At 44.0% G+C, this 17,943-nt stretch carries 18 protein-coding genes; 12 read left to right on the forward strand and 6 right to left on the reverse strand.

The features are described 5' to 3' along the window. Window positions 1-108: 108 nt before the first annotated feature. From purH to LZG73_RS13785, 3 genes are all read left to right on the forward strand, one after another. Window positions 109-1,644 carry a bifunctional phosphoribosylaminoimidazolecarboxamide formyltransferase/IMP cyclohydrolase gene (gene purH, locus LZG73_RS13775; protein WP_233850449.1) on the forward strand — a complete coding sequence of 512 codons (1,536 nt, stop codon included), beginning with the start codon at window positions 109-111 and terminating at the stop codon, window positions 1,642-1,644. Between the two features lie 87 nt (window positions 1,645-1,731). Next, a complete protein-coding gene (locus LZG73_RS13780) occupies window positions 1,732-2,604 on the forward strand; it encodes a hypothetical protein (protein WP_233850459.1) in 873 nt (290 codons plus the stop codon). A 162-nt stretch (window positions 2,605-2,766) separates the two neighbouring features. Beyond that, entirely contained in the window at window positions 2,767-4,386 is a 1,620-nt protein-coding gene (locus LZG73_RS13785) for a sodium:solute symporter family transporter (RefSeq protein WP_233850468.1), read from the forward strand. A 70-nt stretch (window positions 4,387-4,456) separates the two neighbouring features. Here the strand turns inward: LZG73_RS13785 and LZG73_RS13790 are convergent, their stop codons facing one another. Together LZG73_RS13790 and LZG73_RS13795 are read right to left on the reverse strand one after the other, a co-directional pair. After that, the gene (locus LZG73_RS13790; RefSeq protein ID WP_233850470.1) at window positions 4,457-4,900 is read right to left on the reverse strand and encodes a peptidylprolyl isomerase; all 444 of its coding nucleotides are present in this window, start codon (window positions 4,898-4,900) and stop codon (window positions 4,457-4,459) included. A gap of 131 nt (window positions 4,901-5,031) precedes the next feature. Continuing rightward, window positions 5,032-5,874: a lytic transglycosylase domain-containing protein gene (locus LZG73_RS13795; protein ID WP_233850472.1), complete on the reverse strand. Its 843-nt coding sequence runs from the start codon at window positions 5,872-5,874 to the stop codon at window positions 5,032-5,034. Window positions 5,875-6,330: 456 nt separating this feature from the next. On the opposite strand from LZG73_RS13795, the gene glp reads away from it, so the two are divergent. The 6 genes from glp (at window position 6,331) to LZG73_RS13825 (ending at window position 10,824) form a co-directional block, all read left to right on the forward strand. Continuing rightward, a complete protein-coding gene (glp, locus tag LZG73_RS13800) occupies window positions 6,331-7,521 on the forward strand; it encodes a gephyrin-like molybdotransferase Glp (protein ID WP_233850473.1) in 1,191 nt (396 codons plus the stop codon). Between the two features lie 49 nt (window positions 7,522-7,570). Next, window positions 7,571-7,810 carry a MoaD/ThiS family protein gene (locus LZG73_RS13805; RefSeq protein ID WP_233850475.1) on the forward strand — a complete coding sequence of 80 codons (240 nt, stop codon included), beginning with the start codon at window positions 7,571-7,573 and terminating at the stop codon, window positions 7,808-7,810. 30 nt (window positions 7,811-7,840) lie between these two features. Continuing rightward, window positions 7,841-8,290 carry a molybdenum cofactor biosynthesis protein MoaE gene (locus LZG73_RS13810; RefSeq protein ID WP_233850484.1) on the forward strand — a complete coding sequence of 150 codons (450 nt, stop codon included), beginning with the start codon at window positions 7,841-7,843 and terminating at the stop codon, window positions 8,288-8,290. An 86-nt stretch (window positions 8,291-8,376) separates the two neighbouring features. After that, window positions 8,377-9,285, forward strand: a complete 909-nt coding sequence (moaCB, locus tag LZG73_RS13815) for a bifunctional molybdenum cofactor biosynthesis protein MoaC/MoaB (RefSeq protein ID WP_233850486.1) — start codon at window positions 8,377-8,379, stop codon at window positions 9,283-9,285. Window positions 9,286-9,295: 10 nt separating this feature from the next. After that, entirely contained in the window at window positions 9,296-10,288 is a 993-nt protein-coding gene (gene moaA / locus LZG73_RS13820) for a GTP 3',8-cyclase MoaA (protein WP_233850488.1), read from the forward strand. A gap of 122 nt (window positions 10,289-10,410) precedes the next feature. Next, window positions 10,411-10,824, forward strand: coding sequence for a hypothetical protein (locus LZG73_RS13825; RefSeq protein WP_233850490.1), 414 nt, complete (start codon window positions 10,411-10,413; stop codon window positions 10,822-10,824). Window positions 10,825-10,878: 54 nt separating this feature from the next. Here the strand turns inward: LZG73_RS13825 and LZG73_RS13830 are convergent, their stop codons facing one another. The 4 genes from LZG73_RS13830 to LZG73_RS13845 are packed head-to-tail and all read right to left on the reverse strand — an operon-like array spanning window position 10,879 to window position 13,995. Beyond that, window positions 10,879-12,090 carry a glycosyltransferase family 87 protein gene (locus LZG73_RS13830; RefSeq protein WP_233850492.1) on the reverse strand — a complete coding sequence of 404 codons (1,212 nt, stop codon included), beginning with the start codon at window positions 12,088-12,090 and terminating at the stop codon, window positions 10,879-10,881. Between the two features lie 38 nt (window positions 12,091-12,128). Next, window positions 12,129-12,578 (reverse strand): RES family NAD+ phosphorylase, encoded by a 450-nt coding sequence (locus tag LZG73_RS13835; RefSeq protein ID WP_233850494.1) that lies wholly within the window; start codon window positions 12,576-12,578, stop codon window positions 12,129-12,131. A gap of 1 nt (window position 12,579) precedes the next feature. Continuing rightward, window positions 12,580-13,011, reverse strand: a complete 432-nt coding sequence (locus LZG73_RS13840) for an antitoxin Xre/MbcA/ParS toxin-binding domain-containing protein (RefSeq protein WP_233850496.1) — start codon at window positions 13,009-13,011, stop codon at window positions 12,580-12,582. A gap of 57 nt (window positions 13,012-13,068) precedes the next feature. After that, window positions 13,069-13,995: an alpha/beta hydrolase gene (locus LZG73_RS13845; protein ID WP_233850505.1), complete on the reverse strand. Its 927-nt coding sequence runs from the start codon at window positions 13,993-13,995 to the stop codon at window positions 13,069-13,071. Window positions 13,996-14,213: 218 nt separating this feature from the next. Between LZG73_RS13845 and LZG73_RS13850 the strand changes: the two genes are divergently transcribed. From LZG73_RS13850 to LZG73_RS13860, 3 genes are read left to right on the forward strand one after another with little or no spacing between them, the layout of a single operon-like run. Next, on the forward strand, window positions 14,214-17,297 hold the full coding sequence (locus tag LZG73_RS13850; protein WP_233850514.1) for a PVC-type heme-binding CxxCH protein: 3,084 nt from the start codon (window positions 14,214-14,216) through the stop codon (window positions 17,295-17,297). A gap of 51 nt (window positions 17,298-17,348) precedes the next feature. After that, window positions 17,349-17,603: a hypothetical protein gene (locus tag LZG73_RS13855; protein WP_233850516.1), complete on the forward strand. Its 255-nt coding sequence runs from the start codon at window positions 17,349-17,351 to the stop codon at window positions 17,601-17,603. Beyond that, window positions 17,590-17,892 carry a type II toxin-antitoxin system RelE/ParE family toxin gene (locus LZG73_RS13860; protein ID WP_233850518.1) on the forward strand — a complete coding sequence of 101 codons (303 nt, stop codon included), beginning with the start codon at window positions 17,590-17,592 and terminating at the stop codon, window positions 17,890-17,892. The genes LZG73_RS13855 and LZG73_RS13860 overlap by 14 nt, the downstream gene beginning before the upstream one ends. The last annotated feature ends 51 nt before the right edge of the window (window positions 17,893-17,943 follow it).

The raw sequence follows: 17,943 nt of genomic DNA on the forward strand, positions 1-17,943 counted from the left end.
GAGTAATGTCGTCGATTTTAGCGGTTTTCACCTTAAACTTCGTACTTTTTTCGGCTATCTTTGCGGTTTATTTTTCAGTCAGAGAAATCATTAGTCCAACATTCCACAATGTCGAAAAAAATCCAATCCGCTCTTATATCTGTATATTATAAGGATGGACTTGAACCTTTGGTTCGCCTGCTGCATGACAATGGTGTTAAACTTTATTCCACCGGCGGGACGCAGACTTTCATTGAAAACTTAAATATTCCTGTTGTCGCAGCGGAAGAATTGACGGGTTATCCATCCATTTTTGGTGGCCGAGTTAAAACTTTGCACCCCGCAATTATGGGTGGCATTTTATATCGCCGTGATGATGCCGGCGACGTTGCCCAGGCTCAGCAATACAATATTCCTGCCATCGACCTCGTGGTGGTGGATCTTTATCCATTTGAAGAAACTGTGGCTTCGGGTGCAGGAGAAGCGGATATCATTGAAAAAATCGACATAGGCGGCATTTCGCTCATTCGCGCGACTGCCAAAAATTTTAAAGATACGCTCATCGTTTCATCCCGGAGCCAATACGCGGAGGTTGTCGAATTACTGACTGCGAAAGCGGGAGCGACAGACATTGAAGATCGTCGGCATTATGCGGGTCAGGCGTTTGCAGTTTCTTCGCATTACGATGGCGCAATTAATCGCTTCTTTACTGCTGACAAAGAAAAAACGGATAAGGATCTTTTTGACTTTACAAACCTGACTTCGCAAACGTTGCGCTATGGTGAAAATCCGCATCAGAGTGCCACTTATTATGGTGACCTGGAAGGGATTTTTGATAAATTACATGGTAAGGAGTTGTCATACAACAATTTAGTGGACGTCGATGCTTGCGTGAATCTGATCGACGAATTCGCCGATGCTGCACCAACATTCGCCATCATTAAACACACCAATGCCTGCGGCATCGCAACTGCGCCAACTGCCAAAGAGGCTTATGACAATGCATTGGCCTGCGATCCGGTTTCGGCTTTTGGCGGTGTGGTGATCACCAACGCAAAAGTGGATTTGGCCACGGCTGAGGAACTGAACAAATTGTTTATGGAAATCCTGATTGCGCCGGAATATGACGAGGATGCGTTGCAATTATTGAAATCCAAGAAAAATAGGATTCTTCTGAAACGCAATGCGGTTGTTCTGCCGCAGATCATGTTCAAAACAATCTTAAACGGCGTTTTGGTGCAGGATAAGGATGTGTCAACTGAAGTGCAATCGCAATTTACAACCGTCACAGAAAAGGCGCCGACTGCGGGTGAGCTTACAGCATTGGAATTCGCATTGAAAGTTTGCAAGCATACGAAATCCAATACAATTGTTTTGGCAAAAGAAAACCAACTTCTGGCCAGTGGCACGGGACAAACTTCGCGCGTGGATGCGTTGCGTCAGGCTATTGATAAAGCGAATGCATTCGGTTTCGATTTAAATGGCGCTGTTATGGCTTCGGATGCGTTTTTCCCATTTGCGGATTGCGTTGAGATCGCGCATCTGGCCGGAATAACGGCTGTTGTTCAGCCAGGCGGTTCAATTCGGGATAAAGATTCCACAGATTATTGCAATGCGCATGGCCTGGCGATGGTTACGACTGGCATTCGTCATTTTAAGCATTGATTTTTTTTGCCACGGATGCACGGATGGGCACGAATGCATTCGTGCCCATCCGTGCATCCGTGGCACTCCAAAACCCAACTCATACATTTGAAAACCCGCAATCCAGCTCAGCCGTTCTACATCAAGTGGGGAAAGCTGTTGATTATAGGGTTTTTGGTGCTTACTGCCAGTCTTTTCTTCCTTTATCCCCAAATATTTTACTGTGAATTAATAGGCCTTTCGTCTTTCCGTTCAGAAGGGAAAGTCCATTTCAGCCCGGACATTCAACAGTCCGACATCAAAAAGGTCAAATCTATTATAAAGCGCTCAGAAGCCCGCGTCGATTCATTTTATTCAGGAAAAGAGTCAAAGCCCGTCATTATTGTGTGCAGCAACCCGCAGCAATATCAAAAATATTGCAGTAGCACTGAAGGAGCCGGATGCAGTCTGGGAACGCCCTGGGGCGATTCTTTCGTCATATTAAATGCGCAAGGAATGAATGTGGACGTGATCAGTCACGAGATGAGCCACACGGAATTGCTCGCAAGACTCGGCTGGTGGACCATTGCAACCGAAGTGCCTCAATGGTTTAATGAAGGCATTGCACTCATGCTCGACAGGCGGTTCGTAAACAATCCTGACATAAGAGGCCGATATTTTGAATATCTGGACGAATGGCTTTACTACACAGGTGGCGGGCAGGAAATATTGGAATTGAGCGATATCCGTTCCATCAAAGGCTTTTTCAATGCGAGTCAAAAAAAGGTGATGCTCGCCTACATGTCAGCCGGACTTGAAGTTTCTTACTGGCTTATTTTGACGGAGCAGAAAGGCTTGCAACGCCTGATATCGCAAATGCAACAGGGGAAATCTTTCCAAGACGCTTACAGTAAAGCCGAGGAAAAGCAGCGGGCGCGACTTTTTAAGAAGCTCCCGACCAATCCACTCAGATTTCAGGATTCAAAGAAAATATTGGAGTAACGACATCGCGAATATCGCCTAGTAACTATATTTATGAACATCATTTAAAAAATAGCTGCATTCATCTTCTGACCATTTTCATTTTGCACTATTTTCTGAAAATAATGTACCTTTCGATTTGAACCGACAAACCTCATTCATTCATCTATTTTATTATTTGAAATGCAACAATTACAAACCCTGGATTACATTGTTTTCTTTTTCTATTTCATTGTCGTCTCCGGTTATGGTTACTGGATTTATCAGCGGAAAAGGTCAACAGTTGAGTCAACGAAGGATTTCTTTTTAGCAGAAGGCTCGCTGACATGGTGGGCAATTGGGGCATCATTGATCGCATCCAACATCTCAGCTGAACAGTTTATTGGGATGTCCGGAAACGGTTTTTCAATGGGTCTGGGCATTTCGACCTACGAATGGATGGCGGCGGCAACATTGGTTATTGTAGCTGTTTTTTTTATGCCCATTTATCTCAAAAACAAGATTTACACGATGCCTCAGTTTTTGAGTCAGCGTTATAATCCGACGGTGAGTTTAATTATGGCCGTTTTTTGGCTGGCATTGTATATTTTGGTAAACCTCACTTCCATCCTTTATTTGGGTGCATTGGCCGTTTCCGGGATTTCAGGCTTGAATTTCCAGTTTTGTATGATCGCGTTGGCCGTTTTCGCGATCATTATCACCATTGGTGGAATGAAAGTAATCGGTTTTACAGACGTTATTCAGGTTTTCTTCCTTGTAATCGGCGGATTGGCAACAACTTATCTGGCAATCAATCTTGTTTCTGGTGAAGCGGGGATGGACGGTGTGATGAGCGGAATCAAAATGATGCGTGAAAATCATGACGACCATTTCCACATGATTTTCCCTAAAACGAGTCCGTTTTACATGCAGCTTCCTGGTTTGACGGTGTTGCTTGGTGGAATGTGGATCGTTAACCTCAATTACTGGGGTTGTAACCAATACATTACGCAGCGCGCTTTGGGGGCGGATTTGAAAACAGCACGAAACGGGATTCTGTTCGCCGCATTTTTGAAACTGTTAATGCCCGTAATTGTGGTTTTGCCTGGAATTGCAGCTTACGCATTATACAGCAAAGGCTTATTTCAAGCCGAAATGTTGGATGCCGAAGGCCAGCTTAATGCAGATAAAGCCTATCCTGTTCTACTAAATTTGCTTCCCGCCGGTCTGAAAGGACTTTCATTTGCAGCATTGACGGCCGCTGTTGTGGCTTCCCTTGCGGGTAAAGCAAATAGTATTTCAACAATTTTTACGCTCGATATTTTCAAAAACTATATTGGTAAAAATTCAGACGAAAAAACGCTTGTGCGCATTGGACGGATCGTCGTTGTGATTTCTATGATCCTGGCGATCGTCGTTTCTCCTTACATGGGCATTGACAAAAAAGGTGGTTTCCAATTCATTCAGGAAATGACCGGATTGCTTTCACCTGGAATTTTCGCCTCGTTTATAATGGGCTTTTTCTGGAAACGGACCAATTCAGCAGGAGCATTATTCGCGATCGTTGGTGGGTTTTTGATTGCATTGGCTATGCACAACAATTACTTCCCATTTGCAGACTGGTCGCAAGTTCCATTCCTCGATCGTATGGGTTTGGTGTTCCTGATCTGCGTAGTGGTGATGGTGATTTTGGGCTTGGTGTTGCCGGATGAGAAGAAAGGATTAGCAATTGACACTTCCATGTTCATCCCGCATCGCAGCTTTATCGTTGGAGCGGTTATCGTCATCAGCATTATTACATTCCTTTATGCTTACTTCTGGTAGGATTTAAAAGTAAGCGCAAAATAAAAGGCTTGGAGCGATCCAAGCCTTTTTGCATACCAAGTGAGCAGTATTATGCTTGTTCCTCGATAATAGTGATTTTTTGAATCTTGTCACCCTGACGAAGCAAGTCGACCGTGTCAACGCCTTCTACGACTTTACCAAAGCAAGTGTGGTTTCCGTCTAAATGCGCTGTGTTTCTGCGGCTGTGGCAGATGAAAAATTGCGATCCGCCAGTGTTACGACCTGCATGTGCCATTGATAGCACGCCGCGGTCATGATATTGGTTTCCACCATTCAGCTCGCAATCGATTTTATAACCCGGGCCTCCACGACCGGTTCCGGTTGGATCTCCGCCCTGAACCATGAAATCAGGAATAACCCTGTGAAAAATTAGTCCGTCGTAAAAACCTTTTTTTGAAAGATCAACAAAGTTTTTCACCGTTCCGGGAGCATCCTCATCGTAAAACTCGATCAGCATGGTGCCTTTGTCCGTGATCATTTCTGCTTTTGTCATATTGATTTTAAAAAGAATTTTGAATAAAAATTGAAGTTATGCCCGTCGGTTTTGCCGGCATTCCATAACAACACAAAGAAAAGGATAATGTATCCTTTTCTTCAAGTTTAATGCCAAAATAAATGATGGGATCAGGAGCCAGCAACTAACTTGCTCGACTCTCTTGCAAGTTGCAATTCGGCTTTTTCGAGGGATTCAATCCTTTCCAACTGCGATTCAGCCTTCTCCGATTGGATTTCAGCCTTTTTTTGCTCGACTTTGAATTCTGCCAAACGGTCAACGACATCTCCGCTTCCCCATTCTTTGCTTCGTTCGGGGTTGTTAAACCATTCCTTGACAGCCAGCAGCTTATAAATGTAACGTGTAGTTTCTGAGTTTAAACGCAGTTTAAAGTAATCATCCTTGTTCTGCGCATCCAGTTTATTCTGAATGTGCGTCGGTCCTGCATTGTATGCAGCAGCTACGAGTGTCCATGAACCAAGTTGACGATGAAGTTCGCGCAGATATTTTCCTGCCGCGTGCGTTGATTTGACGAGATGTTTGCGGTCGTCCCTGGTTTCATTGATAACCAGCCCGAGAGATTTTGCTGTCGAAGGCATTAACTGCCAGTAGCCTCCCGCGCCTCTGTGTGACTTGGCGTCATCACTCATTGCGCTCTCTATTAACGGGAGATATTTAAAATCGGCTGGTACTCCGTACTTTTTAAGAATCGGTTCTATAATCTTGATTCTTTTTTGGGTCTTTGTCATCAGCTTACGAAAGGTGGGGTTGTCGTAATTTCTGATCATGTTCTGATATCGCTCAGCAATTCGAAGCTCTGATAATGGAATGGCTTCGCCACAAAAGTCAATAGCAAGAAGATCTGAATCTATGATAGTGATTGTTTTCAGTTCCTTCTTTTCCACCCCCACCTCGCTCATTGGTGCTTTACCCATTATTGCGATTGAGAGGGCCATAAAGATAAGTTTAATCATTCATTTTAAATTTCGTGGAACATAGTTTAAGGCCCAAGGCCAGAGTGCAAAGATAACGGTATTGAATTAATAATATTTCATTTTGAGCTAAAACTTTGATTTCTAGCACATTATATATCGGAGTGTAGTATTAATTCAAGACACTGTCGTTTTGCGTATAGCATTGAAATTCTTCGTTTCCATTGCATAACGGCGGAAAATTGGAATAATAATTGGTTAGTTCTAACATTTACAAAACTCAAAAAAGCCCTAATCGTATCATTTTAGTTAGAATTAATTGTAATAACTGCTTTTCGCTGACTGATAATCAGCTCATTATAGATTTGTAGTAATCATTAACCGCTATAAACATGGTGATTTGAGCGTTTTTTGATCAAAATCTTATTGTTAATTCTACACCAGTTAAACATTGCAAATGCAGATGTATTAACTTGCATTTTCGCTTTTTCAGCCATTATGATTACAGTAAACGAGGCCAAACAAAGGATTCTTGCCAATTCGAAACCATTGCCAGTCGAAACGCTTGCTATCGAAAATGCGCTCGGCCGTGTTCTGGCGGAGCACATTAACACGCCACTGTCTTTGCCATCATTCCGGCAATCATCTATGGATGGATATGCGATCATTCACACCGATATTTCAAAAGAACGTTCCGCGCTGACACTCACAGGAGAGTCGAAGGCGGGACAAACTAACATTCAAACATTGCAAGCTGGTTCCGCAATGCGGATTTTTACAGGCGCACCGGTGCCCGAAAATGCCACTGCGGTCATCATGCAGGAGCACACTTCGGTTGAAAATGGAGTCGTTATAATTAATGAATTTCCCGTTGAAGCCGGCAAGAATGTGCGTAACATTGGTCAGCAAATAAAGGAAGGCGCCGTTGCATTGGAGAAAGGAACATTGCTTTCACCCGGCAGCATTGGTTTCTTGCAGGGAATGAATGTTTGGGAAGCAAGCGTTTATAAAAAGCCAAAAGTAGGATTACTGATAACCGGCGACGAATTGCTGAAAAAAGGCGATCCGATCGTTTTTGGGAAGATTTATGAATCCAATTCTTCCATGCTCGCGGCAGCATTGCAGCAGGAAGGAATTTTGGATCTCGAAATAAAATATTCGGATGACGATCTCGAATCGACCATCCAAGCGCTGACGGAACTTTCCGAAAAACACGATATGGTGCTTGCTTCCGGCGGCATTTCTGTGGGCGATTATGATTTCGTAGGCAAGGCGATGGAAGCCATAGGCGCTGAAACGATTTTTTATAAAGTCCGTCAAAAACCTGGGAAGCCGTTGCTTTTTGCGAAAAAAGAACAAAAACTGTTTTTCGCCTTGCCCGGTAATCCAGCCTCATCACTGGTTTGTTTTTACGAATATGTGCTTCCAGCGCTGCGAATCATGTCCGGCAGGCAAGATCCTTTTTTGCGATCATTAAAAATGTCTTCAAAATATGCTTACACTTTCAATGGTGAGCGGGATGAATTTTTGAAAGGACTTATCGAGAATGACGCCGTCATTCCGTTAGATGGGCAGGAGTCGTTTGCATTGCGTTCATTTGCCATTGCAAACGCCATCATTTATTTGCCCACAAGTCAGAATGTGGTGAAGGAAGGCGACCTGGTTGAAGTACATTTACTGCCTTTCTGAATCAGATGCGTGCAAAAGTTGTTATGCAAAAAATGAAAATCCGACAACAATGAGCATTCGAGTGATGTATTATGGCATGTTAGCCGAAATCGCCGGCCAGGCCAATGAAGTCTGGAATGCGGATAGAAGTCTGACAGTAGGGGAGTTCCGGGATCAAATCGTGGAGCGATATCCAGCATTGCGCGACAAAAAGTTCAAAATTGCAGTCGATCAAAAAATCTCCCAAGACTCAATTTTGATCGATAATGCTTCCGAAATTGCATTGTTGCCACCATTTGCTGGCGGCTGATTTTCAAAATAGAATTAAAAAGCCAGTTACATGGAAAAAGTGCATAAACCGAAAAAAGTGTTTGTTCAGGGCCCGATCAGTCCTGATTTTGTTTCAAAATCCATAGCCAGCCACCAGTCGAAAACGGAGATCGGCGCACATGCGATCTTTTTGGGACAAATCAGAGCGGACCAAAAACCAGACGGAACTGTAACTGGAATTGAATATTCGGCTTACGAAGAAATGGCGGAAAGTGCCTTTCACGACATTCGTGAAGCTGCTTTTTTAAAGTTTGAGCTTTCCTGTATGCACATTTACCACAGCTTAGGCGTCGTGCCGACGGGCGAGATCAGCCTATTTGTTTTCGTCTCCTCACCCCACCGCCGCGCAGCATTCGAAGCATCCGAATACATTGTAGAAGAAATAAAAGCCAACGTGCCCATCTTCGGAAAAGAACTAATAGGAGAATCAGGAAACTACGTCTGGAAAGAAAACAAATAGGCTAAATCCAGGAAATAGCAAACAAGTCATTCAAACCAACAATATCCATTCAGTCATTCGCTCATTCACTCATTCAAAATTAACAAGTGGTAGACATCACCCACAAAAGCAACACATTACGAATTGCGACTGCGCAGGCGATTGTCCAGGTCAGCAAGCCTGAAACGATTAAGGCGATTCAGGATCGGGCCGTTCCCAAGGGCGACGTTTTTGAAATGGCGAAAGCCGCAGGTTTTTTGGCAGTTAAAAAGACGCCTGATCTGTTGCCGGATTGTCACCCGATTCCTGTTGAATACACAGCCGTAAATTATAGAATTGAAGACTTGCGCATTGTTATTGAGATGACTGTCAAAACGATATATAAAACCGGCGTCGAAGTTGAAGCCATGCACGGCGCGTCCGTTGTGGCATTGACAATGTATGATATGCTCAAACCGATCGACAGAGGTGTTGAAATTCATAACATAAAATTGTTGGAGAAAAAAGGTGGGAAAAGCGATCGGAAAGCAATTCCTGAAAATTTGAAGACAGCCGTTATTGTTTGTTCTGACAGCATTTCCAATGGCATTGGTGAAGACAAATCAGGAAAACGCATCATTGAAAAACTGGAAGCGCTGAAACTCAAAGCAAGCGATTACAGCATCATTCCCGACGATAAAAACAGCATTCAGGAAAAGATCAAAAGCCTTTGCGAGGCACATTATCAGCTTATTTTGATAACCGGCGGAACCGGGTTATCTGACAGAGATGTTACACCAGAAGCAGTCTCTGAGTTGCTTGACAGGGAAATCCCCGGCATCGCAGAAGCAGCCAGAAAATATGGCCAGGACCGCATGCCGACAGCAATGTTATCCCGATCCGTCGGCGGATTAATCGGTGAAACATTGGTCATGGCAATGCCCGGCAGCACAGGAGGCGTAACCGAATATATGGATGCATTGTTTCCGCAGGTGCTGCATGTTTTTGGCGTCCTAGAAGGCAAAAAGCACGATTAATAAATAAAAAATGTCATTACCCATTGTTGATACATTCGGTCGCAAACACACTTATCTGCGGATTTCGCTGACGGATAAGTGCAATCTGCGTTGCACCTATTGTATGCCCCAGGAGGAAATGCAGTTTATGCCTTCCAAATGGCTGATGCAGGCCGATGAGATCAAAACGTTGGCTGAAATCTTCGTTGAAATGGGCGTCGACAAAATCCGTTTGACTGGTGGCGAGCCTCTAATTCGCAAGGATGTCGCGCAAATTGTGTCCGACCTTGGCAAATTGCCTACTTCGTTGACGTTAACGACCAATGCTGTTTTTATTGACCAATTTATTGGCAGCTTGAAAGATGCAGGCGTCAACTCTTTGAATGTCAGTCTCGATACATTGCGCGAAGATCGTTTTAGATCCATTACGAAGCGCGATCATTATGCGAAGACGCTTGGTAACATTCGTTTGCTGCTTGCCAAAGGGTTTGTTGTGAAGATTAATATGGTGGTGATGAAGGGAATTAATGAAGACGAAGTAAATGATTTCGTCCGCATGACCCTCGATGAGCCCAATCTGCATGTGCGTTTTATTGAGTTTATGCCATTTAAAGGCAATCAATGGGATATGTCGAAAATCGTGTCCTATAACGACTTGCTTTCAGACATTAACAATGAATTTGATTTCAAAAAACTGACCGGCGAGTTGCAGGATACGGCGCATCGTTTTCAGGTCGTTGGTGGTGCAGGCACTTTCGGGATCATCGGCACCGTAACGCAACCGTTCTGCTCAGGCTGCAACCGCATTCGCCTCACTGCCGACGGAAAACTTAAAAACTGCCTTTTCGACACATCCGAGGCAGATTTGTTGACTCCCTTACGCGCAGGCCAGGACGTCCGCGCCCTCATCCACGCCCACTTCTACAAAAAACATTTCGCCCACGGAGGCCACGTAAATTTCACAGAAACCCAAGCAAAATCAGATTACGAGCAAAATCGGAATATGATTGCAATTGGGGGGTGATACACACGACCATTCAACCCCATTTTCCGCCGTTTAAATAATGCGTGCAACATTGGCTGGGGTGAGGTTATCATTGGTAAAAATCTTCAAGAATTATTTACTCAAAGTAACCTTTATAAGCCATGAAAAACATGATCAAAACGCTTGCAGCCGCCGCATTCGGCCTTCTTTTACTTACTGGAAATACATTCGCAAACCCGATCGATTCGAAAGCTGAATGCAAGAACAATTCCTGCGAAAAATTTAAGGTCGGCATGTATCGAGTGAAAAATACGGTCTCGATGAATTTATTGATGGAAAAGCAAAAAGGAGAGCGCGTCGTGATCCGCCTCATGGATACGAAAGGCAACATGTTGCACGAAGAATATGTGCCAAAATATTTGACTAAATACGGCCGCAAACTGAATTTTGACGAAATCCGGGACGGCGTCTACACATTGGAGATCTCCAATGATTCCGAGAAGATCGTTAAGAGCATTTACCTGGCAACCAACGAAGTAAGAGAGGTTGAGCGCACTTTGGTAGGATCAAATTAAGGTTCAGGTTGATAGCGTTACGGGTTTGTTGCCGCAGCAAATCTGTAACGCATTTTATTTTTCAAGCACTTGCTGTCGCTCTATCCTTGGCGAAAGTTTTACAAAAAGCAGGTCATAAGTAATTTTTGCCCAAATCAGAATGCACGGAACGGCCTTGACAACATATGGCTTCATCCATTCATTTCTAATAAATTTTGGGAAAAGATCCGTTGGTGACAATGCAGTGAAAACGAACGCAAGGACCAGCAGAAAGTAATTTAATTTGTTCTCGCTTTGCGAATAATACCAAAGGGCTACCCCAGTAATTGCAATGATAAAAGTGGGCGACTCAGCCCGGTGGTTAAAAATCACAACCCAAATCATAGTCGAAGCCAGCAACACGATCCGGAAAGTGAAATTGCCATATTCCTTGATCCGCAGCAACGGAATACAAAAGAGAATTGCGCCCGCCAAGCTGACATACGTTTTGTTTAAATGGAGATTAAACCAGGTTTTGAGCCAGCCGATAACGGACAAGCCATCCGAAATCGAATGGTCATTCGCTAACAGATTAGCCCAGCTTTTGTAAAGAAATACAAACTGGTTAAAGTCAACGACCAGGAGCGGAAGCATCGTGAAAAGGATCACCCAAAAGGCCGTCGTGTAAGTCAGCTTCAACTTGTTGGGATAAAGCAGGAACAAAGCCAATGCAACAATCCCGAACAGCTTAATGAAAATCGTTGCAACAACGCAGCACGTCGCCAGCCAATATTTTCCCCTTTCCAGAAAGCCGAATGCAAACAGCAACAATCCGGCAATCAACGCGTTACTTTGCTCATTCTGAACGGAAGTAAGCAATTCCACAATCACAAAAACGAGGATCAATCCCTTGGTGCGGAGGTTAATGCGGGGCAGATAATAGACCGAGTAGAAAAGCACCGCCGCATTCAAAATATTCCAGACTGAGAGACCGAGCACATCAGGCATAATTGCCAGAATGCTGAAAATCAATGCAAATGCGGGGCTGTATTTGTATAAATCGCCTTGCTCTTCAACAAATTGCGCGTAAAGGTCCTGCCCATGAATCAAATGGAAAAACGACTGCTTAAAAATAATGTAGTTGTTGTAAGTTGTGTAAAGGTGTCCGCCTTCCACAAAACTTTTCAAACCGCCAAAGTAAGATTGCAAACTGGCAAAAATCGCCACTCCTATGAACAGGATCAGCAAATATCTTTGGTTGACTAAAAAGCGGTTTACAGCATTCATAGGCGCAGAAATATCCTTCAATTTGATTCAAAAGTCAAAACTAGGGAAATCGGAGGCATTTATTTAAGTCTGCCATCGAAATGCACATCTTCAACACGAAGAATTTTCGCAGACTTATGCTCGGTGTGAAATGGGTTCAGCAAATAGTTGAACTCCGTAAATGAATGTGCAGAAGGCACTTTCATGATCCAAAATCTGCCTTCTTCAATCCATTGTTCGGTTACTTCTGCTAACGAATCTGGATATGGGAATTTCCACCAGTTATCAGGAAGTTTAGCCAAGTCAGTTTCCAAAACAGATGCATCGGATGGAGCTTCAATGGTTACCAACGCTTGGTTTTTTGGAATAAAAGAGGAATTAGCGAGAATTTCCAGTTTCGACAGCGAAACATGCTCCGATGTGTAAACGATTTGCGTTCCCTTGAAATGCCATCGCCCGGCAGCATAAAGGCAACCTGTCCCTTGCAGATCGTTTGCATATGTGCGACTAGTGATGCGAAAAAGGAGCATATCAGGAGTAAATGCCGTGTTCTATCCTGAAAAGAACATTGAGCACTTCCTCTCTTCCAATGGACGAAGTCAGCAATTCTATCGGTTTTCTGTTGCCTAGCGCTAGAATTGGGCTGTTCAACCAGCTGTTAAAGTCATTGTCGTCGTGAAAAACATCGACGCCTTTTGCTATAATTTTCGAAAAGTCAATCACCTTTTCACTTTCGGAAGGTGTTAATATTGACTTGTTTTTTATTCTGCGCTGAAAAGTGCTTTCCGATAAGTTTAACATTTCGCCAAATTGCTTATTTGACAAATTCATTCTTTTTTGAACGGTTTGAGCAATCGCAATGGGAATTCCTTGCTGGGTGACTTCTATGAATGAAAGAAAGCTGTCAATCTTTTGCGCGAAAGCTTTTTGCCCGCCCATAACATTAATAATCTGTGTATGCATACTGTCAAATGATTAGATATCTACATTCATTTAACAGTAAATGTAACTTAATCCGTTTCACTTTACAAAACCAAACGATTTCAACCAGCCATCCATGGCTGTGGGCCAGCCTGCTAATGAGCCTTTTCCGTCGGTTCGCATGCCGTAACCGTGGCCGCCTTTTGGATAAAGATGGAGTTCTGCGGAGATTTTTTGTTTTTTCAGGGCCAGACAATATTCAATGCTGTTTTCGGGCGGAACCGCACCGTCATCCATGGCGTGAACAAGGAATGCGGGAGGCGTTTCGGGGCTTACTTGCAGTTCGTTGGAGTAATATTTAATGAGCTCGTCTGATTTTTCAGAGCCAAGTAAGTTGTCACGCGAGCCGCCATGGGCCAGGGCAGGAGTCAGGGAAATTACAGGATAAATGAGGATCGAAAAATTTGGTTTTGCTTCTGGCGAAGCTTTTTCGCCCATATTAAAATGCGTTGACAAAGTTGCAGCAAGGTGACCGCCTGCCGAAAAACCCATAACGCCGATTTTATTGACATCAATGTTCCATTTGCCAGCGCTTTGTCTGATCAGTTTCATGGCTTGCATGGCGTCCATTAAAGGCACTTCATGCTGATGCGTCATGGTTTTTTCGCTTGGTAACCTGTATTTCAGCACAAAAGCGGAGATTCCGCGATCATTAAACCATTTTGCAAAATCACTTCCTTCGTGAGAAGCAGCCAATATTCCATAGCCTCCACCCGGACAGATCATTACTGCGGCACCAGTCGCTTTCTCTTTTGGAACAATAAAAGCCGTCAATGTTGGAACAGACACGCCGCTGATTCGCAAGATGTTACTGTCGTCCGTAACCGATTTTTCCTCAACCGAATTCGTTTTATAGTTGGGGACTTTGCCTTCGGGCCACAAGTTGATGACTTCGTTTTGTGCCATGGATTTTTCAGGGATAGCATGTAAAGCCAATGCAATCAGGAGACCGGTTAATTTTTTCATTTATTGTATTTTTTAACAATAAGACGGTCTCGGCGCCAATATACCATGTGTTACAAATGGAAAGTGCTTATACTCGGATCGTCTGCAATGCAAAAAAAGTCCTGCTCATAATAGTAAATGACAGGTGGATTGGCTCTTATTATATCTAAACTAGTAATCTTTGAATTAAAAGTTACACAAATCTCCTTTCGCCTTACAGACTGTAATTTATAGACCTCATGAACTTAAAAAAATCGCTGATCCTGTTTCCTGCGGGATGTTTGCTGGCAACCGTAATGATTGCTGCTTACCAGCATGTTAACCCGAGCACTTTTCAAAGTTCAACGCTCGACAGCTTATACAAAGACCTGACAGACGCGCAAAAACGTTCGCCAAAGTATGCAGTTGCGGGATTATCAGTAACCAATGGCGTTGAAGCCACTCTTTTCGCATCAGAACCAACCATAACCAATCCTACAAACATTGACGTGGATCATTTAGGAAGGGTTTGGGTTTGTGAAGCTTATAATTATAGGCCAGCGATCAATGGCAATCCGACCAAAGATGAAGGCGACCGCATTTTGATTATGGAAGACACGGATGGGGACGGAAAATCGGATAAAACGACCGTTTTCTATCAGGGAAAAGAGATTAATTCTCCGCTTGGAATCTGGGTGATGGGCAATCGGGTTGTGGTTTCGCAAAGTCCTTATGTGTGGCTTTTTACGGATGAAAACAATGATGGAAAGGCTGATAAAAAGGAAGTTATCTTCGAAGGTGTAGGCGGTGAGCAGCACGACCACGGGATGCACGCATTCATTTTCGGACCGGATGGAAAGCTCTATTTCAACTTTGGAAACGAAGGGGGACATTTATTGGATGGAAAGGGAAATCCAGTCATTGGAAAAGATGGTCAGCCCATTGATTTCAAAAAATTAAAACAGGGAATCGTGTTCCGTTGCGATCCTGATTTCAAGAATATTGAAGTTTTGGCAAATAATTTCAGGAACAATTACGAAGTCGCTGTGGACAGTTACGGAACCATGTGGCAGTCTGATAATGATGACGACGGAAATAAAAGTGTGCGGATCAATTACGTCATGCAATATGGCAATTATGGCTACACAGATGAGGTTACCGGCGCGGGCTGGCGCGCGAATCGCACCAATATTGAAGATTCTATTCCTTATCGGCACTGGCATTTGAATGATCCGGGCGTTGTGCCAAACTTGCTGCAAACCGGCTCCGGGTCTCCTACGGGCATGGTCGTTTACGAAGGCAGGCTTTTGCCAAAAGAGTTTTGGGACCAAATGATCCATTGCGAACCGGGCCATAATGTGGTTCGCTCGTATCCCGTGGAGAAATCAGGTGCAGGCTATAAGGCTAGAATCGTAAATCTGGTTGACGGAAAAAGAGACCAATGGTTCCGTCCTTCCGACGTTTGTGTTGCTCCCGATGGCTCGTTGATCGTTTCCGACTGGTATGATCCAGGCGTGGGCGGGCACCAGGCAGGCGATCAAAATAGGGGCAGACTTTACCGCATTGCGCCGGCTAATACGCCCTACAAAGTTCCGAAAACAGATTTGACAACAGCGAGCGGCGCGGTGGAAGCATTGCAAAGCCCGAATCTTTCTGTTCGCTATCAGGCTTGGAATGCTTTGAATCAAATGGGCGAAAAGGCCATTCCTTCATTGGAAAAACTTTATACAGACAAAAAAGCAAACTATCGGATGCGCGCACGGGCGCTTTGGTTATTGAGCAAATGGCCAGCTTCAAGCAAAAAAGCAATTGATGTGGCCATAAAAGACGCCAATCCTGACATGCGCATTGCGGGTCTGCGGGCAGCAAGTGAAGTTCCTGGCGTTGAGATTACAGATTACATTGCTTTGCTGGTGAAAGATGCTGAACCACAAGTAAGACGGGAATGTGCGCTGATCCTTCACCACAACAAATCACCCAAAGCGCCTGCATTATGGGCTGAGCTTGCATTGCAATATGACGGCAAAGACCGTTGGTATTTAGAAGCGCTCGGCATCGGTGCCGATGATCAGTGGGATTCATTTTTCACGGCGTGGCAATCGAAAGTTGGAGCCAATGCAACTGCAACGCAAGCTGGAAAAGACATTGTTTGGCGTTCACGCGGCAAGGAATCGGTTCCGTTGCTGGCCTCACTGGCGGGCGATTCCAAAGCAGATTTGAAAAGCAGATTGCGTTATTTCCGGGCATTTGATTTCAATCCGGCAGCAAATGAAAAGTCGCTTGCCCTTTTGCAAATCATGAAAGGAACCGCTGCAAATCAGGCTCAGGTTAATGAATTGGCATTGCGGCATTTGGATCCGGCTTTTGTAAAACAAAATGCAGAAGCCATGTCAGGCCTCAAAAAGCTGCTTGATTCGTCATTCGGCACGCCTGCTTATCTTGAATTGGTTAGTAAATATGAGTTGGAATCAGAGAATGGCAGATTATTGGACATGGCAATATCACAGTCAGCCACCAGAAACGGACCTGCTGCTGCATTGCAATTAATGAAACAGGGCGGTGGAAAGATCGTCTGGGAGGTTATTAAAGGAAGTGATGCTGCAAAAAGTGAAGCCATTGTGGCTGCATTGCGAGGCGTGGGAAGCAAAGAGTCGCTTGAAATATTGAAGACAGTCACATTGGAAGATAAGTATTCGGCTGGCCTGCGGAAAATAGCTGCCAAGTCTCTGGGCGGAACAATGAATGGTGAAGATCAGGTGCTTGCATTGCTTAAAGACGGCAAATTGGATGGTGATTTGAAAGCCGAAGCTGTGAAGGGTTTGAGCGGCGCATGGCGCAAGTCTGTCAAAGTTGAAGCCGCGAAATATCTGGATGGAACGACCGTTGCAGCCAAAAAGCATCCGGAAGTGAAGGAATTGATCGGCATGAAGGGCGATTTGTCGAAAGGAAAGCAAGTTTTTACTTCATATTGTTCAGTATGCCATCAGGTGAATGGCGAAGGCATGGATTTCGGACCAAAACTTTCCGAAATCGGAAGCAAACTGCCGAAAGAAGCGCAATATTCTGCTATTTTCGAGCCAAGTGCTGGAATTGGATTTGGTTATGAAGGCTTTGAGGTGACATTGAAAGACGGCTCCACGGTTACAGGAATCGTTGCCAGCAAAACCGAAACCGACCTCATCCTCAAATTCCCAGGCGGCACAACCCAGGAATACAAAATGTCGCAAGTAAAATCCATCAAAAAACTCAACGATTCCATGATGCCCGCCGGCCTCCAAGACGCCATGAGCACAGAAGAGCTGGTTAGCTTGGTTGATTATTTGAGTGGGTTGAAGAAGAAGTAAGAGGATTGGAAGACACATCGACGGATCAAGAAATTTTGTTAAATTTGATCTATGACAACATTCAAAATAGAAATAGAACAGGAGAATGATGTTTCGCTGCTGAAAAGGGTTTTAACAGAACTTGGCTTCAATTTTGTTTTAGAGGATGATAAAGCTAATTCTATAACCGTAAGCGAACATGAGTTGGCAGGAATCAATGCCGGTCTTAAAGATGTGCAGGAAGGTCGTGTTTTTAGGAGTGAATATGTCAAAACACGCATCGACGATAAGATTGCGCAGCTTCGGTTAAAGTATGGAAATCAGTAGAGAGCTGGAATGGTCCGAAAGAGCAGTGCTTGACTATGAAAACTTGACTGAATATTTATTTTTCAAATGGGGCGAGAACATTACATTAAAGGTTCTCTCTGAAATTGACTATCAGATTAGCAGAGTCAAGAATAACCCCGAACAATTCCCAATAATCATTAAGCAAAACGAAATTCGTAGGTGTGTCGCTTCTCCGCAAACCTCGATATTTTTTGTAGTCAAACCTCAAAGCATTTATCTTCTTTCAATTTTTGATAACCGCCTGAACCCGGACAAATATCCGAGCTGAGGGTTAAAATTAGTTGGCAACAAATCCTTCATTTATCCCAACTAGATTTCC

Origin of the sequence: Dyadobacter sp. CY326 (genome assembly GCF_021390515.1) — a bacterium.
Taxonomy (GTDB): Bacteria; Bacteroidota; Bacteroidia; order Cytophagales; family Spirosomataceae; genus Dyadobacter.